This is a genomic window from Serratia entomophila (assembly GCF_021462285.1).
Taxonomy (GTDB): Bacteria; Pseudomonadota; Gammaproteobacteria; order Enterobacterales; family Enterobacteriaceae; genus Serratia; species Serratia entomophila.
On record NZ_CP082787.1, the window covers coordinates 3,449,551 to 3,471,603 of the forward strand.

Below are 22,053 nucleotides of genomic sequence, written 5' to 3' on the forward strand. Positions count from 1 at the left end.
CATAAATGTCAACGGCATTATGCGCTACGCTTGTTGTCTGATTGACGATTAATTCACCACGTGTTTTTTTGGTTTTCTTTAACAACACGAACTATTAAGTAGGTACTTCCATGTCGAGTAAGCTAGTACTGGTTCTTAACTGCGGCAGTTCTTCCCTGAAATTCGCCATCATCGATGCCGTTAACGGTGAAGAATACCTCTCCGGTTTGGCCGAGTGTTTCCACCTGCCTGAAGCCCGCATCAAGTGGAAAATGGACGGCGCCAAACACGAAGCCGCTCTGGGTGCCGGCGCTGCACACAGCGAAGCGCTGAACTTCATTGTTAATACTATTTTGGCACAAAAACCGGAGCTTTCAGCCCAGCTGACCGCTATCGGCCACCGCATCGTGCACGGCGGCGAGAAGTTTACCGCCTCCGCCGTGATCAACGACGAAGTCCTGCAGGGTATCAAAGATTCGGTGCCTTTTGCACCACTGCATAACCCGGCGCACCTGATCGGTATCGCTGAAGCGTTGAAATCTTTCCCTAACCTGGCGGATAAAAACGTTGCCGTGTTCGACACCGCGTTCCACCAGACCATGCCGGAAGAATCTTACCTGTACGCCCTGCCGTACAGCCTGTACCGCGACCACGGCGTTCGCCGCTACGGCGCGCACGGCACCAGCCACTTCTACGTGACGCAAGAAGCCGCGAAGATGCTGAACAAGCCGGTTGAAGAAGTGAACGTGATCACCTGCCACCTGGGCAACGGCGGTTCCGTTACCGCAGTGCGCAACGGCAAGTGCGTCGACACCTCCATGGGTCTGACCCCGCTGGAAGGCCTGGTGATGGGCACCCGCAGCGGTGACATCGATCCGGCGATCATCTTCCACCTGCACGACTCCCTGGGCATGAGCGTTGACCAGATCAACAAAATGCTGACCAAAGAGTCTGGCCTGCTGGGCCTGACCGAAGTCACCAGCGACTGCCGCTATGTTGAAGACAACTACGACAGCAAAGCCGACGCCAAACGCGCGATGGACGTATTCTGCCACCGCCTGGCCAAATACATCGGCGCCTACAGCGCGCTGATGGACGGCCGTCTGGACGCGGTGATCTTCACCGGCGGCATCGGCGAAAACGCCGGTATGGTGCGTGAGCTGACCCTCGACAAACTGGGCCTGCTGGGCTTCGAAATCGACCACGACCGCAACATGGCCGCGCGCTTCGGCAAGTCCGGCGCCATCACCAAAGACGGCAGCCGCCTGGCGCTGGTTATCCCGACCAACGAAGAATTGGTCATCGCGCAGGACGCTTCCCGCCTGACCGCGTAATGCTCTCAAACACCGTCAGCCCAGGCTGACGGTGTTGTTTTAGCCTCATGTTAATCGTGAAGAGGACTATTCTGTGTCACGTACAATTATGTTGATCCCCACCGGCACCAGCGTCGGCCTGACCAGCGTCAGCCTGGGCGTCATCCGCTCCATGGAGCAGCAAGGCGTTCGTCTGAGCGTGTTCAAACCTATCGCCCAGCCGCGTACCGGCGGCGACTCTCTCGACCAGACCACCACCATCATCCGCAGCAACTCCACCATCCCGGCGGCCGAACCGCTGCGCATGAGCTACGTTGAGGGCCTGCTGAGCTCCAACCAGCAGGACGTGCTGATGGAAGAGATCGTGGCGCGCTACCACGAAAACACCAAAGACGCGGAAGTGGTGCTGATCGAAGGCCTGGTGCCGACCCGCAAGCATCAGTTCGCCAACGCGCTGAACTACGAAATCGCCAAAACCCTGAATGCGGAAATCGTCTTCGTGCTGGCGCTGGGCAACGATTCCCCGGCGCAGTTGAAAGAGCGCATCGAACTGGCGCGCAGCAGCTTCGGCGGCAGCAAGAACAAAAACATCACCGGCGTGATCATCAACAAGCTGAACGCCCCGGTCGACGAGCAGGGCCGCACCCGTCCTGACCTGTCCGAAATCTTCGACGACTCCACCAAGGCCAGCGTCACCAACGTCGATCCGGCGCAGCTGTTCGCCAACAGCCCGCTGCCGGTGCTGGGCTGCGTGCCGTGGAGCTTCGATCTGATCGCCACCCGCGCCATCGATATGGCCCGCCACCTGAAGGCCCGCGTGGTCAACGAAGGCGACATCATGACCCGCCGCGTGAAGTCCGTGACCTTCTGCGCGCGCAGCATCCCGCACATGCTGGAACACTTCCGCCCGGGCTCCCTGCTGGTGACCTCCGCAGACCGCCCTGACGTGCTGGTTTCCGCCTGTCTGGCGGCGATGAACGGCGTGGAAATCGGCGCCATCCTGTTGACCGGCGGCTACGCCATCGACGAGCCGATCAGAAAGCTGTGCGAACGCGCCTTCCAGACCGGCCTGCCGGTCTTTATGGTCGACACCAACACCTGGCAGACCTCGCTCAGCCTGCAGAGCTTCAACCTCGAAGTGCCGTCTGACGACCATCAGCGCATCGAGAAAGTGCAGAACTACGTGGCCAGCCACATCAACGCCGAGTGGATCGAGTCGCTGACCGCCACCTCCGAGCGTTCACGCCGCCTGTCACCGCCGGCGTTCCGCTACGAGCTGACCGAGCTGGCGCGCAAAGCCGGCAAGCGCATCGTTCTGCCGGAAGGCGACGAGCCGCGTACCGTGAAAGCGGCGGCCATCTGCGCCGAACGCGGCATTGCGGAATGCGTGCTGCTGGGCAACCCGGAAGAGATCCAGCGCGTTGCCGCTGCGCAGGGCGTTGAACTGGGCAAAGGCATCGAGATCGTCGATCCGGTGGCCGTGCGTGAAAACTACGTGCCGCGCCTGGTCGAACTGCGCAAGAGCAAGGGCATGACCGAAGTGGTTGCCCGCGAACAGCTGGAAGACAACGTGGTGCTCGGCACCCTGATGCTGGAAAAAGGCGAAGTCGACGGTCTGGTATCCGGCGCGGTTCACACCACCGCCAACACCATCCGCCCGCCGCTGCAGCTGATCAAAACCGCACCGGGCAGCTCGCTGGTGTCTTCCGTGTTCTTCATGCTGCTGCCTGACCAGGTTCTGGTGTACGGCGACTGCGCGATCAACCCGGATCCGACCGCTGAACAGCTGTCTGAAATCGCCATCCAGTCGGCGGATTCCGCCGCCGCCTTCGGCATCGAACCGCGCGTGGCGATGATCTCCTACTCCACCGGCAACTCCGGCGCGGGCAGCGACGTTGAGAAAGTGCGTGAAGCGACCCGCCTGGCGCAGGAAAAACGCCCGGACCTGATCATCGACGGCCCGCTGCAGTACGACGCCGCCATCATGGCCGACGTTGCCAAGTCCAAGGCGCCGAACTCACCGGTCGCCGGCCAGGCTACCGTGTTCATCTTCCCGGATTTGAACACCGGCAACACCACCTACAAAGCGGTACAGCGTTCCGCCGATCTGGTGTCCATCGGGCCGATGCTGCAAGGCATGCGCAAGCCGGTGAACGACCTGTCGCGCGGTGCACTGGTAGACGATATCGTATATACCGTAGCGCTGACGGCGATCCAGTCCTCCCAGGCTGACGCCGCCGCCAAGGCGTAATTCATCGCCTAACGAAAACAAGGGCCGGCTTTGCCGGCCCTTGTTATGTCACTCGTCCCCTTCCAGACTTCACTGTTCCGCGCTGACGATGATCTGCGAGATACTGCCATCCCTACTGATTTTTAGAGAGAAATCACGCTGCCAGAAACGTTTGGAATCGGCATCCTGCGGCTCCACGGTGCTGATTGCCACGGTATAGAGCGCACTATCCTTAAAGGCGTTGTAAGAGTAAGGGATACACTGTCCGGGAGTCACCCGCTCAACAGGACTTGGCGGCATATTGGTTCTGCGCCAGAGCTCACGCGTTTGGTTATCCAACCGTTGTTCAATAGCGATACTGACCAGACTAACCCTGTCGCTTTGCGCCAGATACGTTTCCGGCAGGGAGAAACAGAGTTCATTCCCCCGCAGAGTAATATCTGCTGTATAAAAACGTTGCTTCTCGACCACGCAGCCGGCGAGCAACATCATGATGATGAGCGTATAGATCTTTCTCATTTCAGGTTTTTCCTGTCCGTGGGGTCATGAAGAAATCCTTTCAAAACAAACTCATAACGACTTTTCAAATCGGGACCGATAATACCCTGCATAAGTTTTACCTCAAACCATCTTTCCCTGCCGTAACGAGAAAGGATGAAGTAGTCCGCAATAAGGCTGGCTTGCGCTTCCATACCATAATCAGCTAACGAGTAATAATCAGGCAACGAATATTTATAAGATACCGCCCAACTCATTATTCCCCGCAGCCGGACATTCATGCCCATTTGATACTGCCAGACATGAGCCATTTCATGCATGAACCACCATTGGTACTGCGTTGTTTCTGTTGAAAAATCCTCTCTAAAGTGCTTTTCAGGCCAATAAAGTTCGCCATTAGGCGTAACGGCAGTTTCCTCGTTCTGCAAACCAAAGGGGAAATAATCTGCGTTATGCACTTTAACAAGACTGTAATTGATAGAATTTTTATAGAGAGAACGGGACAGGGTGATCTCGCTTAGCGTCAACCGTCTAAACGAACCTCTTATCGTTGTTATCATCTTTATTCACTCCTTGAATATAACAATATGTATTTATTGAATTTATTTCCTGATTATCGCTTTTTGTCTCAAAAGTGACCAACTTTTTATCAATGAAAAGCAAAAAAGTCCCCTAAGGGACTTTGCGGTCGGTAACGCGTTGATAAACGTCTCCGGGTATTGCAACATGCGGGTAATAACAGGTTTGAGTCACTCTGTGAGGGCCGGTAGTACCGGCCCTGCTGTTACAACAACTGCTGCGCCGCATCCAGAATATGCTCGGCGGTCAGGCCGTACTCCTGCTGCAGAAATGCCTGGGTGCCTACCTGGCCGTAACGTTCTTTCACCCCCACCCGCCGCATCGGCACCGGGCATTCTTCCGCCAGCACCTCGGCCACCGCCGAACCCAGGCCGTTATGGATACTGTGGTTTTCGCAGGTGACGATTTTTCCGGTCTTGGCGGCATAGGTTTTGATGATGTCGCGGTCGATAGGCTTGAGGGTGAACATGTCGATCACCGCCGCGCTGACGCCCTGCTGCTCCAGCATCTGCGCCGCCTTCAGCGCCTCGGCCACCATGATGCCGTTGGCGATCAGCGTGATGTCGTCGCCGTCGCGCAGCAGGTTGCCCTTGCCGATGGTGAAGCGCGAACCGTCCTGATAGATGCGGGTCGCCTGCTTGCGGATGGTGCGCACCCAGTAGAAGCCTTGCAAATCCATCAGCTGCTGCAGGATATCGGCAAACATGGTGGCGTCGGTCACTTCCAGCACCACCGAATGCGCCAGGCCGCGCACGATGCCCATGTCTTCGAACGACATGTGGGTGCCGCCGTTGTGGCAGGCGGTTACCCCGGCGTCGGAGGCGATCACCTTGACGTTGTTGCGCTGGTAATCCAGCGACATAAACAGCTGATCGAAACAGCGGCGGCTGGCGAAGGCGGTGAAGGTGTGCACGAAAGGCACCCGGCCGGTGAGCGACAGCCCGGCGGAAACGCCAATCACGTTGGCCTCCATGATGCCGCAGTTGATCACGTGCCGCGGATGGTCCTTGTGCACCCCGTCCATCGCCATCGAACTCATCAGATCCGCTTCCAGCGCGATGATCGGCGTATCCGCCTCAATTTGCCGGCGCACCATGCCGGCGTACACTTTGCGCATCTCTATAGCGTCGTTTTCCAGCTCGGTTACTACGTTAAACATGGTCGGCCTCCAGTTCGGCGATGGCTTTTTCGATTTCCTGCTGCACGTCCGGCGTCAGGCGCAGGTGATGCGAGTTCTGCAGGTTCTCCAGATAGCTCACGCCCTGCCCCTTGATGCTGTCGAGGATCACCACCAGCGGCCGCTGATCGCCGCCACGCACCGGCGAAACCGCCTCGCGCAATGCAGCGATGTCGTCGCCTTTGATGGTCTGCACTTCAAAACCGAAAGCGCGGAACTTGCCGGCCAGGTCAAACGGCTTAATCACCTCATCCAGCTGTCCATCCAGCTGCTGCTTGTTGTAATCGATAAACAGCGTCAGGTTATTCAGGTTGTGGTGGGCAATAAACTGGAAGGCTTCCCAGCACTGTCCTTCGTTCAGCTCACCGTCGCCGAGGATGCTGAATACCCGATTGCGTCGCCCCGCCAACCGGTGCGACAGCGCCATGCCCGCGGCGATGGACACGCCCTGCCCCAGCGACCCGGTGGTGGCGTCCACCCCACGGGTGCGCAGCCGGTCCGGGTGGCTCGGCAGCCGGGTACCGTTCTGGTTGAGCGTTTTCAGCTCCGCCTGCGGGAAATACCCCTTGATTGCCAGCGTGCTGTACAGCGCCGGGCCGGCGTGGCCCTTCGACAACACAAAGTAGTCGCGCTCCGGCCAGTCCGGGTCCGCCGGATCGATGCGCATCACGCCGCCGTACAGCACTGCCAGCGTTTCCACCACCGACATGCAGCCGCCGTAGTGGCCAAAACCCAGCCCGGTCAGCGCCTTCAGCGTTTCCAGGCGAATATCGCGCGCCAACGTGCGCAGCTCTTCAATTTCCGTGCTTGTGTGACTCATCAGACAGCCCTCGCTTATTTTTCAACGCGGTCGGCGGCAGGCGCGCTTTTGCGTTTTCCCAGGAAGTTGTGCGCCACCAGCAGCGCGAACAGGGCGACAATCGCCAGCATGATCATTTCTTTCGACATAAAGCGCGCCATGTTGCCCAACAGGATGCCCACCACGCCGAAGTCGGCGTCGGAGAAGGTGGTGTTGGCGAAGCCCAGCGCTCCCAACACCGGCAGCAGCAGCACCGGCAGGAAAGTGATCAACAGCCCGTTGGCGAAGGCACCCAGCATCGCGCCGCGGCGCCCGCCGGTGGCGTTGCCGAACACTCCGGCGGTGGCGCCGGTGAAGAAGTGGGGCACCACGCCGGGCAGGATCAGCACCATCTTCAGTTGCCCCAGCAGGAACAACCCGGCCAGGCCGCCGAGGAAGCTGAACAGAAAGCCGATCAGCACCGCGTTGGGGGCGTAGGGATAAACCACCGGGCAGTCCAGCGCCGGCCGCGCGTTAGGCACCAGTTTTTCCGAAAAGCCGGTAAACGCCGGCACGATTTCCGCCAGGATCAGACGCACGCCCTGCAAGATGATGAACACCCCGGCGGCGAAGGTGATGGCCTGAATAATCGAATACACCAGATAGTTCTGGCCGCCGCTGAGCTGACTTTCGACGTAGGCGCGCCCGGCGCAGATCGCCAGGATCAGGTAGATCACAATCATGGTCATCGAGATGGAAATGGAGCTGTCGCGCAGGAAGCTGAGGTTTTTCGGCAGGTTCATTTCCTCGGTGGAGCGCGAGTTTTTGCCAACCTTCGAACCGATCCAACCGGACAGCACATAGCCCAGGGTGCCGAAATGGCCGAAGGCGATGTCGTCGTTGCCGGTGATGCGGCGCATATAGCGCTGAGCGATCGCCGGGAAGAACGCCATGATCAGCCCCAGCGTCAGCGCGCCGGTAAACACCAGCTGCACGCCTTCAAAGCCCGCCACCGTCAGGATGATGCCGATCATGCAGGCCATGTAGAAGGTGTGATGGCCGGTCAGGAAGATGTATTTCAGCCGGGTAAAGCGCGCCACCACGATGTTCGCCACCATGCCGAACGCCATGATCAACGCGGTGGAAGCGCCGTATTTCTCCAGCGCGATGGAGACTATCGCTTCGTTATTCGGAATGATGCCCTGAATATTGAAGGCGTGTTCGAACATGCCGCCGAGCGGATTCAGCGATCCCACCAGCACGGTGGCGCCGCCGCCCAACACGATAAAGCCGAGAATGGTTTTTACCGTGCCTTTCACTACGTCGGAAAATGATTTCTTTTGCGCCAGCAAACCGATCAGGGCAATAAGGCCGACCAGCACTGAAGGCACCTTTAATATATCGACTACAAATTTAAGCGTTTCCTGGATAAACATATCCACCTCGCCAATCGGTTTAATCAGATAATTGAATGGGCTTCAAAGTAAGCGCGTAGCTTGGCTTCCAGCTCATTGATGTCGATGATATTGCTGATGACCACCAGCTGGTCCGCCGGCACGCTGGCGCTGTCGGCGATGTCCTTCGCCATCACGAAAATATCGGCGGCGCCCGGCGTGGCGGAGGAAAGATCCGAGTGTTCGACCTCGGCTTCTATCGCCATTTTTTTCAGCACCTTTTTAATGTTCATTTCCACCATAAAACTGCTGCCAAGACCGGAACCGCAAATCGCCATGATTTTCATTATATTCACCTGTTAAATTTTTCATGTAGGGTAGCGCCGCCAGAAATAAATCTGACGGAGTAAGACGTCATTCTTTGGCCTGGTGATTAAAAATTAATAGCGGGCAATAATATCCTCGATCTGTTGTTTATCTTGCGCCTGAAATAAGGCGCCCATCGCCTGATTATCCGAAAACAACTCCGCCAGTTGGGAGATCAGTTCAATATGGCTGCTGCTGTCGGGCGCGGAGAGCATCACCACCAGCTGCACCGGATCGTTATCCTCGGAATGGAAAGGTACGCCCTGATGGATTTTCAGCAACGACAGCCCCAGCGCGTTAGCGCCCTCTTCCGGCCGGGCGTGCGGCATGGCGATGCCCGGCGCCAGCACGAAATACGGCCCCAGCGCCGCATGCTGCCGAAAAATCGCCGTCAGATAATCCGGCGTGATGATATTGCGTTGCAGCAGCGGCTGGGCGCTCAGCGTTACCGCCTGCCGCCAGTCTTCCACCCGTTCGCGTAATTGAATATGGTCGGCGGTCAGCCAGTCTTTCAGCACCTCGTCCCCCTGGTCATCCGATTGTTATGGGCGCCGACCGGTGATTATTCCACCGGCGACGCTAAAACTTTAATCAACGCCCCGGCGGCACACTGTGATTGACATCACAAAGATAGCGCTACCAAAGTTCTATCATGCAGATCTGTGATAGCGCTATCAAAAAGCCGGGGCGCGGGATGGCGTTAACCACAATTTTTTATCGCTGGCCCGGGGAACGGGTTAGAATGTATCCCATACCGGGATCGTCGAAGCCGCTCAGTCGGCTTCCCATCATCACAATTTTTATGCGCGGCATGCGCATTTCAGTCGGGATTACGAATGTCGATCGGCAAAAAACGACGCAGCACAGGAAGAGTGACGCTGGCCGACGTGGCGCAGCTGGCGGGCGTCGGTACCATGACCGTCTCGCGAGCATTACGCACGCCGGAGCAGGTATCAGACAAGCTGAGGGAAAAGATCGAAGCGGCAGTCAGCGAACTGGGCTATCTGCCCAACCTCGCCGCCAGTTCGCTGGCGTCGGCCTCGTCCTATACCATCGCCATGGTGGTGCCCAGCCTGTCCGAGTCCGGCTGCGCCGACATGTTCGCCGGGCTGCAGCGGGTGCTGCAACCGGCGGGCTACCAGATCATGCTGGCCGAGTCGCAGCACCATCTGGAGCGCGAGGAAAAGCTGCTGGAAACCCTGCTCTCCTACAATCTGGCGGCGGCGGTGCTGCTCAGCGTAGAGCACTCGCAGAACACCCGCAATGCGCTGATTGCCGCCAACATCCCGGTGGTGGAGATTGGCGCGATGCGCGCCGATCCGATCGACATGAATATCGGCATCGATTACGTGGCGGCCATGTATCAGCTGACGCAAACGGTGATCGCCAGCGGCTATCAAAACCTCGGCCTGCTGTGCGCCAATCAGGAGCAATGGATTTTCCAGCAGCACCTGCAGGGCTGGCACAAGGCGCTGCTGCGCAACCATATGTCGCCGCATCGGGTGATCAACGCCGCGCAGCCCGCCAGCTTCAGCACCGGCGCGCAACAGCTGCCGGAGTTTCTGCTGGCCTGGCCGGAGCTGGATGCGCTGGTGTGCGCCTCGGACGAGCTGGCCTGCGGCGCGCTGTATGAATGCCAGCGGCGGCGCATCAAAGTGCCGGACCAGCTGGCGGTGGTGGGCTTCGGCAACGGCGAGTTCAGCAAGGTGTGCCAGCCGCCGCTGACCACCATGACCATCCCGCATCACGAGATCGGCATTCAGGCCGGCAAGGCATTGCTGGCGCGGCTGAACGACGAGCCCTGGCGCCAGGAAGGTTCCCTGCCCTCCACCCTGTGCCGCCGCGACAGCTGCTGATTGCGGGCATAAAAAAGCCGGTCATCGACCGGCGGTTATTTTCAGCGTAACGCCGCGTCAGGCGTTTTCATCGGTATCGCGCAGCGGTTTGCCATAGGCCTGTTCGTTATTGCGCGTCAGCCACAGCGACAGCGCCTTCAGCGAATCTGGCGTGAACTCGTCGCAGCGGGCGGTGATCTCTTCCGGCGTCAGCCAGCTTACTTCAACCACTTCCTCTTCCTGCAGCGCAAAAGGACCGTGCGATACGCAGCTGAACAGTGCGCCCCAGACCCGGCACTGTTCTTCTTCGAAGTAGAACAGCCCGTGCTCGGCGAACGGCACGCCGGCGATCCCCAACTCTTCTTCCGCTTCGCGGCGCGCCGAATCCAGCACGTTTTCACCGCTCTGCACCACGCCACCCGCGGTGGCGTCCAGCCAGCCCGGATAGAAATCCTTGATGTCGGTGCGACGCTGCACCAGAATTTTTCCCATTCCATCATGCACCACAATATAGGTAGCACGATGACGCAGCCGTTGAGCCCGCATCTGTTGACGACTGGATTGAGCAACCACCTCGTTGTGCTCGTCGACGATATCAACCCACTCGGTATCTGCAGCCTGACCCTGTTCCGCCATCCTCTAAAACCTTCTATTTTGGCGCGATGCATCCCGCGCGCTGGTTAATCAATGAGTATTTTTCAAAGATTTTTATTGTGTGTGTGTATAAATTAGTGCGTTAACGCCACCTCTGCAACAGCCTTGCCGCCATCGAGCGTGACCACACTCAAAATGCCCAGATCCAGTATGCCATAACTGGCCGGAAAGCCCCCTTTGGGAATGCTGACCGACCCCGGATTAAAGCAGTAAATATTCCCCCGCCGCTCCGCCTGCGGCAGATGCGTATGGCCATAGACCAAAACATCGCCGGAAGACAACGGCGGCAGTGCCGAGGGATGATAAAGGTGACCGTGGGTTAAAAACAATCGTCTTTTTTGCAACAGCACCTGTTGCCAAGGGGCCGTGATCGGGAAGTTCAGTAACATTTGATCAACTTCGCTGTCGCAATTGCCGCGAACGGCGATGATCTTGTCGCTATAGCGATTCAACTGTTCGGCAACCTGAGCCGGCCGATAGCCCACAGGCAGCGCGTTGCGCGGGCCGTGATTCAGCAAATCACCCAGAAGAATCAGCCAATCGGCGGCGCTTTGTTCAAAACGCTCCAGCACCCGTTCGGCGGCGGGCAGCGACCCATGAATGTCGGAGACGAACATCAGTTTCATAACCTTGTCCTTAGCAGGGAAATAACCGCTATTTTACCCTGCCTCCGCCGCGCGGCAAGCCGCAGCCACGCCTGGAAAAAATTATGCTACGGCGCGTACAGATAGCATCGGACGAATCTCACATAGCCTGCTATTCTTAGCTGCTATTGTTGGTATCCCTATAGTTAGATCTCTGAAATACCTTTGTGCGCGGCGAAGACCGCAGCAACGTGCAATGAATTGCAGATCACCTTACCGCAGGAGGCAACATGATTGACCTGTCAATTGCAACATTTTCCTCCCGAACACGAACCCAATAAAAGGAGCCAATTTAGCTCCTTTTCAGTCAGTTAGTATCTTTAGGTGGATATGGATCGTGTCCAGGCGAATCAGAGTTAGAAATATTTCCATAAGCATAGGGTTGGTTTGTCCGGTGTACTAATACATTACTTTGGGTGACGCCCTTTATTAGTACACCGGACCTTATTATGCGATCAAACTCTAAACTTTGAGAAAAGATAGATTGTTATCCAAGAAATAACGATCGAAAGTAAAATGAGCATGGCAATTAGAGAGTCAAACGATGAACTCATTAAACCTAATGGGTTTGAGATCTTCGCCACCTTTAAGTATGTGTCCTCTGATAGACGCCTGAAAACTACTTCAGTCAGTACTACAAAGTAGATCAGAGTCAATACGATATATGCAATTGCTCTCTTCATTGGTCATCCTTGCATTATTTACTGTTCAATATATAATCACCTAATGGATTCTACATCAAAGGAAGTGATAACGCATGTCCTATCTCAAGTTAAAGATGCAAGCAGACCAAGCCATTGCCCTAAGTATTGAGAGATCCCTTGTACAGTTAAAGAAAGACACTACCAGTATTGTACAGAGTGTTAGGTCTGGAACCGAGCGAGCAAGTTGGTATGGTTCCTGTTTGTTTGATGACTACAAAGACGTATGCCGGCAGTTGAGACAAGAAGATACCCGCATGTTGTTATCGATACGGCAGTTATACCAGCGTAAAGATGTAGTACTTGATATGGTGGAAATCTATTTTAAGATAAAACTCAGTAGGATCAGCAGCCCAGGTCAGAATAAGGTTATGCAAACCATCATTGAAAAACTTGCTAACCATGCCTCAGAAAAGTTTTCAAAATTGTCAGTTGCCTATACGATCGCAAAACTAATTACTGAATCCCAGGATTTCAAAGAATCACATATTAACATCATCAATAAAAGTAGTTTAGTTGCCGTAAACGTTTTAAGCTTCTATGGAAAAATGCAAAAAGCTGCACTATCTGCTAGAAAACTTCAATTTTCAGATCCTAACTATTACGCAGCTCTCTACAAAGAAAACCTAGAGTTGTTGTATTTTATGATCGAGCCAGAAATGAACAAGATCATCTACCTGACTAATTCAGGTTCTAGTGATGAAGAAGAAATAATTTTCCTAATGAACAAGATTCTCACAAAATGAAGTGGTTAATTGATTGGCTGGGTAACTCGTTCGCTTACCTAATCCCTATCGTACTCATTATTGTTGGCGGAGTTATTTTCGTTTCAGTGTTCCCAAACTCTGGTTTTTATCTCACTCTTCTTTGGGCTATCGTCGTATGTGTAGCCTATGTGAAGTGGTCCAAGTGGTTGTAGTTACTTTTGTAATCCATAGTAATATTATAGTCCGGTAAAATCATGTACCAGTGGTTGCCGCCACTGCTAGAAAGCCCCCTTGTAAGCAATCCCTGCAAAACGACCCATTCACTTTTAGAGATCAGATAGCCCACAGGCAGCGCGTTGCGCGGGCCGTGATTCAGCAAATCACCCAGAAGAATCAGCCACTTTGTTCAAAACGCTCCAGCACCCGTTCGGCGGCGGGCAGTGACCCATGAATGTCGTAGGCGAACATCAGTTTCATAACCTTGTACTTAGCAGGGAAATAACCGCTATTTTACCCTGCCTCCGCCGCGCGGCAAGCCGCAGCCGCGCCTGGAAAAAATTATGCTACGGCGCGTACAGATAGCATCGGACGAATCTCACATAGCCTGCTATTCTTAGCTGCTATTGTTGGTATCCCTATAGTTAGATCTCTGAAATACCTTTGTGCGCGGCGAAGACCGCAGCAACGTGCAATGAATTGCAGATCACCTTACCGCAGGAGGCAACATGATTGACCTGTATTACGCACCGACTCCCAATGGTCACAAGATCACTCTGTTTCTGGAAGAGGTTGGCTTACCCTATCGTATCCACCGCGTAAACATCAGCGCCGGCGACCAGTTCAAGCCGGAGTTCCTGAGCATTTCCCCCAACAACAAAATCCCGGCGATCGTCGATCAGCAGCCGGTGGACGGCGGCGCCCCCATCAGCCTGTTCGAATCCGGCGAAATTCTGCTCTATCTGGCGGAGAAGACCGGCAAGCTGTTGAGCAAAGGCCTGCGCGAACGCGCCGCCACGCTGCAATGGCTGTTCTGGCAGGTGGCAGGCTTCGGGCCAATGCTTGGGCAGAACCACCACTTCAATCACTACGCCCCGCAACCGGTGCCATACGCCATCGAGCGTTACCACCTGGAAACCAAGCGGCTGTATGGCGTGCTGGAAGCCGAACTGCAAAAACATCCCTACCTGGGCGGCGACAACTACAGCATCGCTGATATCGCCACCTACCCTTGGGTGGTGTCGCATCCGCGCCAGCGCATCGATCTGGCGGATTATCCGGCGGTGCGCAACTGGTTCGAACGCATCAGCAACCGGCCGGCGACCGAGCGCGCCTACAAGCTAGCCGAGCAGGCTTAATTCTTGCGGCTCCCCGGCCCGCCGGGGAGTTCGCCCGCACGTTATCTTTTCCCTACTTTCCGTGTATTCTGATCGCCAATAATCAGACCTATGGAGAATCTCTGATGTCTTTCAGTCAACCCGACGCCATTATTCGTATCAAAAACCTGCGGTTGCGTACGTTCATCGGTATCAAGGAAGAGGAAATCAACAACCGTCAGGATATCCTGATAAACGTGGCGATCCACTACCCGGCGGAGCGGGCGCGCAACAGCGAGAATATCGACGACGCGCTCAACTACCGCACCATCACCAAGGCGATCATCCGCCACGTGGAGGATAACCGCTTCGCCTTGCTGGAAAAATTAACTCAGGATGTGCTCGATATCGTAAAAGAACACGCCTGGGTAACCTATGCTGAAGTGGAGATAGATAAATTATTGGCCCTGCGCTATGCCGATTCGGTTTCCATGACCATGAGCTATCGCCGGGGCTAAATCTAAATCAGGGAGACAGATCATGCGAGTCCTGATCACCGGCGCAACAGGATTGATAGGGAGCAGCCTGACAACGCGGCTGCTGGCGCTTTCTCATCAGATAACCGTGCTGACGCGCGACCCACAACGCGCCCGCAGCCGCCTCGGCGATCGGCCAACCTACCGGCAAACGCTGGATGACTGCACCTCGCTGGACGAGTTTGACGCGGTGATCAACCTGGCCGGCGAGCCTATCGCCGACAAACGCTGGAGCGCGGCGCAGAAAGAGCGCCTGTGCCATAGCCGCTGGGATCTGACCGAACGCCTGGCGGCGCTGATCGGCGCCGGCAGCGCGCCGCCCAGCGTGCTGATTTCCGGCTCCGCCGTCGGCTATTATGGCGATCAGGGCCAGGCGGTGGTCACTGAAGAAGAGCCTCCGCATGATGAATTCACCCACCAGCTGTGCCAACGCTGGGAATCGCTGGCGCTGCAGGCGCAGAGCGACGCCACCCGGGTCTGCCTGCTGCGCACCGGCGTGGTGCTGGCGCCTCAGGGCGGCGCCTTGGCCAAAATGCTGCCGCCGTTCCGGCTGGGCCTCGGCGGCCCTATCGGCGACGGCCGTCAATATCTGCCGTGGATCCATCTGGAAGACATGATCAACGGCATCGTTTTTCTGCTGGACCACGATACCCTGCAAGGCCCGTTCAATATGGTCGCCCCTTACCCGGTGCACAACGAGCAATTCGCCGCGCAGTTGGCCAACGTGCTCGATCGCCCGGCATTTATGCGGGTACCGGCCTTTGCCATGCGTTTATTGATGGGGGAAGCGGCGGTGTTGGTGCTCGGCGGCCAGCGGGCGGTACCGAGACGGCTGGAAGAGGCCGGCTTCCATTTCCGCTATCTGGAATTGGAGCAGGCGCTGGACGATGTTATCAATCAGCAGCGGGCCGCAGCCCGCTGACTGTCATTTCAACGCGCCGGACAGAAACTGCTGCAGGCGTTGGCTTTTGGGGTTGCCAAACAGCTCGGCCGGCGGCCCCTGTTCTTCAATCAGCCCCTTGTGCAGGAAAATCACATGGTTGGACACGTGGCGCGCAAACTCCATTTCGTGCGTCACCACCACCATGGTTTTCCCCTCCTCCGCCAGCTTTTGCATGATGCGCAGCACTTCGCCCACCAGCTCAGGGTCCAGCGCCGAGGTCGGCTCATCGAACAGCAGCACTTCCGGCTCCATCGCCAACGCACGGGCGATGGAAACGCGCTGCTGCTGGCCGCCCGACAGATGCACCGGGTATTTGCCGCGCGCCCGTTCGTCGATGCCCACCTTGTCCAGGTAGCGCACCGCACGCTCGCGCGCTTCGGCCTTGCTCAGCCCCAGCACCTGCACCGGCGCCTCCATCACGTTCTCCAGCACCGTCATGTGGCTCCACAGGTTAAAGTGCTGGAACACCATGGTCAGACGGGTGCGCAGCAGCTGCAGCTGCTTCTTGTCGAACACCTTAAGCTGGCCGTCCTTGTCACGCACCATGCGGATATCTTCATTATTCAGGCTGATAGCCCCCTCGCTCGGCTTCTCGAGGAAGTTGATGCAGCGCAGAAAGGTGCTTTTACCGGAGCCGGAGGAGCCGATGATGCTTATCACGTCGCCGGCGTTGGCCGCCAGCGATACGCCTTTCAACACTTCGTGGTCACCGTAGCGCTTGTGCAGTTCAGTGACGGCTAATTTATTCTCGGACATCGTTTTCTTCCCGTCAGTTGTCAGTGGCTAACGTGCGCCATCCAGCGCTTCTCGGCCTTGCGGAACAGGCTGATTAACACGTAGGAAATGATCAGATACAGCACCGCCGCAATGCCGAAGGCGTAGAACGGCTGGTAGGTCGCGGCGTTGATGTCGCGCGCGATTTTCAGCAGGTCCGGCACGGTGGCGGTGAACGCCAGCGCGGTGGAGTGCAGCATCAGGATCACTTCGTTGCTGTAGGCCGGCAGCGCGGTGCGCAGTGCCGAAGGCAAAATAATGCAGCGATACATCTTGAAGCGGGAAAACCCGTAGGCGTTGGCCGCCTCGATCTCACCGTGCGGTACCGAGCGGATCGCCCCGGCGAAAATCTCGGTGGTATAGGCGCAGGTATTGAGGGTCAACGCCAAAATGGTGCAGTTCAGCCCGCTGCGGAAAAACGCATTGAGGAACTCGCTGCCGCGCACGATCTCCAGGCTGTACATGCCGGAGTAGAACACCAACAGCTGCACATACAGCGGCGTGCCGCGAAACACGTAGGTGTACAGCCACACCGGGAAGCGCACCCATTTGATGGAGGAGACGCGCGCCACCGCCATCGGGATCGCCAGCAGGCCGCCCATCACCACCGACGCAATCAGCAGCCACAGCGTGACCGCCACGCCGGTGAAGCGATAGCCGTCGCTCCACAGCAGCGATTGCCAGTACTGTTGCAAAATGTCGATCATAATTCGGCCCTCTTGACGCCCAGTGAGTAACGCCGTTCAAGCCACAGCAACACGCCGTTGGAAACGGTGGTGAAGATCAGATAAACCACACCGGCCACGATGGCGAAGAAGAACGGCTGATAGGTGCCCTTCCCGGCCAGCTGCGTGGCTTTCACCACGTCGTTCAGACCGAGGATCGACACCAGCGCCGTCGCCTTCAGGATCACCTGCCAGTTGTTGCCGATGCCCGGCAGCGCGAAGCGCATCATCGCCGGGAACAGAATGCGGCGGAATATCTGCGCCCCGGTAAACCCGTAGGCCGTCGCAGCTTCAATCTGCCCCTTCGGCACCGCCATATAAGCGCCGCGGAAGGTTTCGGTAAAGTAGGCGCCATAGATAAAGCCGAGGGTAATGATGCCGGCGCTGAGGGGATCGATATCGATTTGCGAGAAGCCGAGCAGTTCGGTGATGTTGTTCAGCGCAATCTGCAGGCCATAGAAAATCAGCAGCATCAGCACCAAATCGGGCACGCCGCGGATCAGCGTGGTGTAAGCGCCAAAAATCGTCGAGATCAGCGGGTTATGCGAAAGTTTGCCGCCGGCGCCGATCAAACCAATCACCACCGCCAGCAAAACGGAACTGAGGGCCAGCTCCAGCGTCACTAAAGCGCCCTCGAATATCAGTTGGGAATAGCCTTGCAGCATTTACTTCACCCTGTGGTCTAGGATCCGAACCATCGGGGCCAGCTGGCCGGCCCCGCAGTCACAATATGGAACGGTGCGGCATCAGCCGCCGTAGACGTCGAAGTCGAAGTATTTTTTCGCGTATTTGTCGTAAGTGCCGTCTTTACGCATCTCGGCAAACGCTTTGTCCAGCGCCGCCTTCAGCTCGGTATCGGTCTTGCGCAGGCCCATGCCGGTGCCGACGCCGAAGAATTTGTCATCCTTCACCGATTCGCCGGCGAACGCATAGTCTTTGCCCGGCGGCTGTTTCAGGAAGCCGTCGCTGCCCGCCACCTCATCCTGGAAGGCGGCGTCGATGCGGCCGGAGGCCAGATCGGCATACACCAGATCCTGGTTCTGGTAAGGCACTACCGTGACGCCCTTCGGCTGCCACATGGCGTTGGCGTAAGCTTCCTGGGTGGTGCCCTGCAGCACGCCAACGCTCTTGCCTTTCAGCGCGTCCAGGGTCGGCAGCAGCTTGGAGCCTTTCGGCGCAATCAGGCGGGCATTGGCCGCATAGAGTTTGTCGGTAAAGGCGATTTCCTGCTGGCGTTTTTCGGTAATGGACAATGAAGAAATGATGGCGTCAATTTTCTTCGCCTTCAGGGAAGGGATTAGCGCGTCAAAGTCGCTCTCTACGAAGGTGCACTGGGTATTTATGCGTTTGCACAGCTCTTTGGCCAAATCGATATCGAACCCAACCAGCTCGCCCTGGGCATTTTTGGATTCAAAAGGTGCATAGGTCGGATCGGTGCCAATCTTCAGCGTCGATGGTAAGGCGGCGAATGCGCTGCTTGCTGCGCTCAGAGCCAGAACTAAAGGAAGAGCCAAAAACCGCTTTTTCATAAATTACCCTCAAATTGATTTTTCTGATGCCACTACGGGCATTACTTTCCCCACCAAATCAATTTGCAGTAACCGTGCCACATTAAGTGCGACAGCCGGAGGGAACGGCTCCGGCCTTCACAAAACTGTTTCCTGGGACGATTAACCGCAAAAATAAACCGGCCGGTCAGGGCCGCGCCACTGGCAACCGTGAAATCCCGGCGCCATGAAACAGTGAACGTGATGAAGTGGGATCATTATGGTGCATGCTTCGCCCTAATTCAGTGCGGTGTTGCACAAATGTACCAATTTGGGGATAAATCTGTTAACTCGGGCCTTGCCAGCGGGTGAACAAATCTACCGGCAATTCAATGTCGAACTGATCGATAACCCGGTTGACGGTCTGATCGATAATGTCATCCACGCTTTTTGGCAGATGGTAGAACGCCGGCACCGGCGGCATGATCACCGCGCCCATTTCCACCGCCTGGGTCATCAGGCGCAGGTGGCCAAGATGCAGCGGCGTTTCCCGCACGCACAACACCAGCCGGCGGCGTTCTTTCAACACCACGTCGGCGGCGCGGGTCAGCAAACCGTCGCTGTAGCTATTGACGATGCCGGACAATGTTTTGATCGAACAGGGCAGGATCACCATGCCCAGCGTTTTGAACGAGCCGGAAGAGATGCCGGCGGCGATGTCGCGCGCGTCATGCACCACGTCGGCCAGCGCCTGCACGTCGCGCAGGCTGAGCGAGGTTTCCAGCGCCAGCGTCTGCCGCGCCGCATTGCTCATCACCAAATGGGTTTCCACCTCCGCGACGCCGCGCAGCACTTGCAACAGGCGCACGCCGTAGATAGCGCCGCTGGCGCCGGAAATACCGATGATGAGTCGTTTCATAAAGCTGGCCTCTGCCACGAAAAAGATAGGATCAGGCAGACTTTGCCGCAATGGCGAGGGATAAGCAAGTCAGGAGGGATAATGCACCGCGACGCATGCCGCGGTGCACCTTGGCAGCACAACGCCGGCGCTTAGCCTTCGTTATGCATTTCCAGATTTTCCGCTTCGGTCTGCCCGCGCAGCGCCTTGGCGTCGTCGTTGCGCAGCGACTCCAGGTATTCCAGATAGCTCTGGTCGACGTCTTTGGTGACGTAAATACCGTTGAATACCGAGCATTCGAACTGGACGATATCCGGGTTCTCTTCGCGCACCGCTTCGATCAGATCGTCCAGGTCCTGGAAGATCAGGCCGTCGGCGCCGATGATTTGGCGGATCTCATCCACTTCGCGGCCGTGAGCGATCAGCTCGTTGGCGCTCGGCATGTCGATGCCGTACACGTTAGGGAAGCGAACCTCCGGCGCGGCGGAAGCGAGGTAAACCTTCTTGGCGCCGGCGTCGCGCGCCATCTCGACGATCTGCTCCGAAGTGGTGCCGCGCACGATGGAGTCATCCACCAGCAGCACGTTCTTGTCGCGGAATTCGGCGCGGTTGGCGTTCAGCTTGCGGCGCACCGACTGGCGGCGAGCCTGCTGGCCGGGCATGATGAAGGTACGGCCGACGTAGCGGTTTTTCACGAAGCCCTGGCGGTACGGCTTATCCAGGATACGCGCGATCTCCAGCGCGATGTCGCAGGAGGTTTCAGGGATCGGGATCACCACGTCGATGTCCAGATCTTCCCATTCGCGGGCAATCTTCTCACCCAGCTTCTGCCCCATGCGCACCCGGGCGCTGTAGACCGAAATCTTGTCCATAAAGGAGTCCGGGCGGGCGAAATAGACGTATTCGAACAGGCACGGGTTGGTTTTCGGGTTCTCCGCGCACTGGCGGGTAAACAGCTGGCCCTTGTCGGTGATGTACACCGCTTCGCCCGGCGCCACGTCGCGCAGGAACTCAAAGCCCAGCGTATCCAGCGCCACGCTCTCGGAGGCCACCATATACTCGCTGCGGCCGTCTTCCAGAGTGCGTTTGCCGATTACCAACGGGCGGATGCCGTACGGATCGCGGAACGCCAGCAGGCCGTGGCCGATGATCATCGCCACGCAGGCGTAGGCGCCGCGCAACTGCTGATGCATCGCGGCAACCGCAGTGAAGATGTTGTCGGATTCCAGCGGATAATGTTGGAACCGGTCCAGCTCGCTGGCCAGCACGTTCAGCAGGATCTCGGAATCGGAGGTGGTGTTGATATGGCGGCGGCCGCTTTCAAACAGCTTTTGGCGCAGCTCATGGGCGTTGGTCAGGTTGCCGTTATGGGCCAGCGTAATGCCGAACGGCGAGTTGACATAAAAAGGTTGAGCCTCTGAAGCACTGGAGCTGCCAGCCGTTGGGTAGCGCACATGGCCGATACCCATGTTGCCCTGCAAGCGCTGCATATGGCGTGCCTCGAACACATCTTTCACCAGACCGTTCGCTTTACGCAGACGGAACCCGTTGTGGGCGTCAATGGTGACGATGCCTGCGGCATCCTGGCCACGGTGCTGAAGCACCGTCAACGCATCATAAATCGACTGGTTTACCGGCATAAAACCGGCGATACCGACAATACCGCACATGTTGTCTTTTCCTCATCAGCGCTACCGCCCCGGTAAATGGGTCGGTAAGAAACTCGACGTGCTCTGCAGGTAGTCAAAGAACCACCTGATGATGTAACTGAACTGGGGAATGAGCTGCGACTGTTTCCAGTCTGCGCTTTGCGAAAAGCCGGTAAAGGTATCCAGGAAGAACAGGATCGCCGCAACGATCAGCACCCCGCGCAATGCGCCGAAACAGATGCCCAGCACCCGATCGGTGCCTGATAACCCGGTTTTCTCTACCAGTGAGCTAATCACATAGTTAACAATAGCTCCCACGATCAGGGTCGCGATAAACAAAATCGCGATCGCGATACCGTTTCGCACCAATTCATCTTCAAAACGAGTGAAGTAGACCGCAAGGTAAGAGTAGAAATGGCTGGCAACAAAAAACGCACATCCCCATGTCACAAGTGACAATGCTTCGCGAACAAACCCTCGGATCAGGCTCACCAAAGCCGAAAATCCAATCACCGCTATAATGACGTAATCAATCCAGACCATGAACTATTCCAATAATGAATCGCCCCTGCCCCCTTCATCTTTCAAACCGCATCTGCGTTGGCTGCCTTCACTCATCCCAGTCACTTGGTTGACCAAGCTCTCGGAGATTCGTTCAGTTGCCGCCTTGATGCGACATGAAATCTATCGGGTGATCCAATTCGCGGCGAATTCTAACAGAAAAAGAAAACGTTTGCGTAGGGGATTTCCTACCACGTTACAAATAAAAAGCGGCGATAAAAAAAATCCCTCTCGCCGCGCCTACATAGGTGATTTCGCCTGTAAAAGGCGCAGTTTTTTCAATGATTATGCCAATACTCCTTGATTCAGGGG

24 protein-coding genes and 1 pseudogene are annotated in these 22,053 nt (G+C 56.7%); 8 read left to right on the top strand and 17 right to left on the bottom strand.

Annotated features, from left to right (window positions below):
- Positions 1–110 precede the first annotated feature (110 nt).
- Together ackA and pta are read left to right on the top strand one after the other, a co-directional pair.
- Positions 111–1,313 (top strand): acetate kinase, encoded by a 1,203-nt coding sequence (gene ackA, locus KHA73_RS16690; protein ID WP_234585500.1) that lies wholly within the window; start codon positions 111–113, stop codon positions 1,311–1,313.
- Positions 1,314–1,386: 73 nt separating this feature from the next.
- Complete coding sequence (pta, locus tag KHA73_RS16695) at positions 1,387–3,543, top strand: phosphate acetyltransferase (RefSeq protein ID WP_234585501.1); 2,157 nt, start codon at positions 1,387–1,389, stop codon at positions 3,541–3,543.
- Positions 3,544–3,612: 69 nt separating this feature from the next.
- On the opposite strand, the gene KHA73_RS16700 is transcribed toward pta, so the two are convergent.
- The 7 genes from KHA73_RS16700 to KHA73_RS16730 form a co-directional block, all read right to left on the bottom strand.
- Positions 3,613–4,041 (bottom strand): putative T6SS immunity periplasmic lipoprotein, encoded by a 429-nt coding sequence (locus tag KHA73_RS16700; protein WP_234585502.1) that lies wholly within the window; start codon positions 4,039–4,041, stop codon positions 3,613–3,615.
- Positions 4,038–4,580, bottom strand: coding sequence for a hypothetical protein (locus KHA73_RS16705; RefSeq protein ID WP_234585503.1), 543 nt, complete (start codon positions 4,578–4,580; stop codon positions 4,038–4,040). Before KHA73_RS16705 ends, KHA73_RS16700 begins: the two co-directional genes overlap by 4 nt.
- Positions 4,581–4,804: 224 nt before the next feature.
- A complete protein-coding gene (locus KHA73_RS16710) occupies positions 4,805–5,758 on the bottom strand; it encodes a transketolase family protein (RefSeq protein WP_234585504.1) in 954 nt (317 codons plus the stop codon).
- Complete coding sequence (locus tag KHA73_RS16715) at positions 5,751–6,596, bottom strand: transketolase (protein ID WP_234585505.1); 846 nt, start codon at positions 6,594–6,596, stop codon at positions 5,751–5,753. Before KHA73_RS16715 ends, KHA73_RS16710 begins: the two co-directional genes overlap by 8 nt.
- A 14-nt stretch (positions 6,597–6,610) precedes the next feature.
- The gene (locus KHA73_RS16720; protein WP_234585506.1) at positions 6,611–7,990 is read right to left on the bottom strand and encodes a PTS ascorbate transporter subunit IIC; all 1,380 of its coding nucleotides are present in this window, start codon (positions 7,988–7,990) and stop codon (positions 6,611–6,613) included.
- Positions 7,991–8,013: 23 nt separating this feature from the next.
- On the bottom strand, positions 8,014–8,295 hold the full coding sequence (locus KHA73_RS16725) for a PTS sugar transporter subunit IIB (protein WP_234585507.1): 282 nt from the start codon (positions 8,293–8,295) through the stop codon (positions 8,014–8,016).
- Positions 8,296–8,388: 93 nt separating this feature from the next.
- Positions 8,389–8,832: a PTS sugar transporter subunit IIA gene (locus KHA73_RS16730; RefSeq protein ID WP_234585508.1), complete on the bottom strand. Its 444-nt coding sequence runs from the start codon at positions 8,830–8,832 to the stop codon at positions 8,389–8,391.
- 318 nt (positions 8,833–9,150) lie between these two features.
- Here KHA73_RS16730 and KHA73_RS16735 point away from each other — a divergent pair, with 318 nt between their 5' ends.
- Entirely contained in the window at positions 9,151–10,170 is a 1,020-nt protein-coding gene (locus tag KHA73_RS16735; protein WP_234585509.1) for a LacI family DNA-binding transcriptional regulator, read from the top strand.
- Positions 10,171–10,227: 57 nt separating this feature from the next.
- Here KHA73_RS16735 and yfcD read toward each other — a convergent pair whose 3' ends face one another.
- Positions 10,228–10,785, bottom strand: coding sequence for an NUDIX hydrolase YfcD (yfcD, locus tag KHA73_RS16740; protein WP_234585510.1), 558 nt, complete (start codon positions 10,783–10,785; stop codon positions 10,228–10,230).
- 92 nt (positions 10,786–10,877) lie between these two features.
- Positions 10,878–11,429 carry a phosphodiesterase gene (gene yfcE / locus KHA73_RS16745; RefSeq protein WP_234585511.1) on the bottom strand — a complete coding sequence of 184 codons (552 nt, stop codon included), beginning with the start codon at positions 11,427–11,429 and terminating at the stop codon, positions 10,878–10,880.
- Positions 11,430–12,204: 775 nt separating this feature from the next.
- Between yfcE and KHA73_RS16750 the strand changes: the two genes are divergently transcribed.
- Positions 12,205–12,894 (top strand): hypothetical protein, encoded by a 690-nt coding sequence (locus KHA73_RS16750; RefSeq protein ID WP_234585512.1) that lies wholly within the window; start codon positions 12,205–12,207, stop codon positions 12,892–12,894.
- 298 nt (positions 12,895–13,192) lie between these two features.
- Here the strand turns inward: KHA73_RS16750 and KHA73_RS16755 are convergent.
- Positions 13,193–13,332 (bottom strand): annotated as a pseudogene (locus tag KHA73_RS16755) (phosphodiesterase); the annotation flags it as partial.
- A 248-nt stretch (positions 13,333–13,580) separates the two neighbouring features.
- Between KHA73_RS16755 and yfcG the strand changes: the two are divergent.
- The 3 genes from yfcG to KHA73_RS16770 all read left to right on the top strand — a co-directional run bounded on the left by yfcG (position 13,581) and on the right by KHA73_RS16770 (position 15,626).
- The gene (gene yfcG / locus KHA73_RS16760) at positions 13,581–14,210 is read left to right on the top strand and encodes a GSH-dependent disulfide bond oxidoreductase (RefSeq protein ID WP_234585513.1); all 630 of its coding nucleotides are present in this window, start codon (positions 13,581–13,583) and stop codon (positions 14,208–14,210) included.
- Between the two features lie 104 nt (positions 14,211–14,314).
- Entirely contained in the window at positions 14,315–14,686 is a 372-nt protein-coding gene (folX, locus tag KHA73_RS16765) for a dihydroneopterin triphosphate 2'-epimerase (protein WP_234585514.1), read from the top strand.
- 22 nt (positions 14,687–14,708) lie between these two features.
- The gene (locus KHA73_RS16770) at positions 14,709–15,626 is read left to right on the top strand and encodes a TIGR01777 family oxidoreductase (protein ID WP_234585515.1); all 918 of its coding nucleotides are present in this window, start codon (positions 14,709–14,711) and stop codon (positions 15,624–15,626) included.
- A 3-nt stretch (positions 15,627–15,629) separates the two neighbouring features.
- On the opposite strand, the gene hisP is transcribed toward KHA73_RS16770, so the two are convergent.
- The 7 genes from hisP to cvpA all read right to left on the bottom strand — a co-directional run bounded on the left by hisP (position 15,630) and on the right by cvpA (position 21,723).
- The gene (gene hisP / locus KHA73_RS16775) at positions 15,630–16,403 is read right to left on the bottom strand and encodes a histidine ABC transporter ATP-binding protein HisP (RefSeq protein ID WP_234585516.1); all 774 of its coding nucleotides are present in this window, start codon (positions 16,401–16,403) and stop codon (positions 15,630–15,632) included.
- A gap of 20 nt (positions 16,404–16,423) precedes the next feature.
- Entirely contained in the window at positions 16,424–17,128 is a 705-nt protein-coding gene (locus KHA73_RS16780; protein WP_234585517.1) for an ABC transporter permease, read from the bottom strand.
- A complete protein-coding gene (locus KHA73_RS16785; protein ID WP_234585518.1) occupies positions 17,125–17,811 on the bottom strand; it encodes a histidine ABC transporter permease HisQ in 687 nt (228 codons plus the stop codon). Before KHA73_RS16785 ends, KHA73_RS16780 begins: the two co-directional genes overlap by 4 nt.
- 81 nt (positions 17,812–17,892) lie before the next feature.
- Positions 17,893–18,675: a histidine ABC transporter substrate-binding protein HisJ gene (hisJ, locus tag KHA73_RS16790; RefSeq protein ID WP_234585519.1), complete on the bottom strand. Its 783-nt coding sequence runs from the start codon at positions 18,673–18,675 to the stop codon at positions 17,893–17,895.
- A gap of 304 nt (positions 18,676–18,979) precedes the next feature.
- Positions 18,980–19,552 carry a UbiX family flavin prenyltransferase gene (locus KHA73_RS16795; RefSeq protein WP_234585520.1) on the bottom strand — a complete coding sequence of 191 codons (573 nt, stop codon included), beginning with the start codon at positions 19,550–19,552 and terminating at the stop codon, positions 18,980–18,982.
- Between the two features lie 131 nt (positions 19,553–19,683).
- On the bottom strand, positions 19,684–21,201 hold the full coding sequence (gene purF, locus KHA73_RS16800) for an amidophosphoribosyltransferase (protein WP_234585521.1): 1,518 nt from the start codon (positions 21,199–21,201) through the stop codon (positions 19,684–19,686).
- Positions 21,202–21,222: 21 nt separating this feature from the next.
- Complete coding sequence (cvpA, locus tag KHA73_RS16805; RefSeq protein WP_234585523.1) at positions 21,223–21,723, bottom strand: colicin V production protein; 501 nt, start codon at positions 21,721–21,723, stop codon at positions 21,223–21,225.
- Between cvpA and KHA73_RS16810 the strand changes: the two genes are divergently transcribed.
- Positions 21,722–22,045 carry a hypothetical protein gene (locus KHA73_RS16810; protein ID WP_234585525.1) on the top strand — a complete coding sequence of 108 codons (324 nt, stop codon included), beginning with the start codon at positions 21,722–21,724 and terminating at the stop codon, positions 22,043–22,045. The two genes, cvpA and KHA73_RS16810, sit on opposite strands and share 2 nt — an antisense overlap.
- The last annotated feature ends 8 nt before the right edge of the window (positions 22,046–22,053 follow it).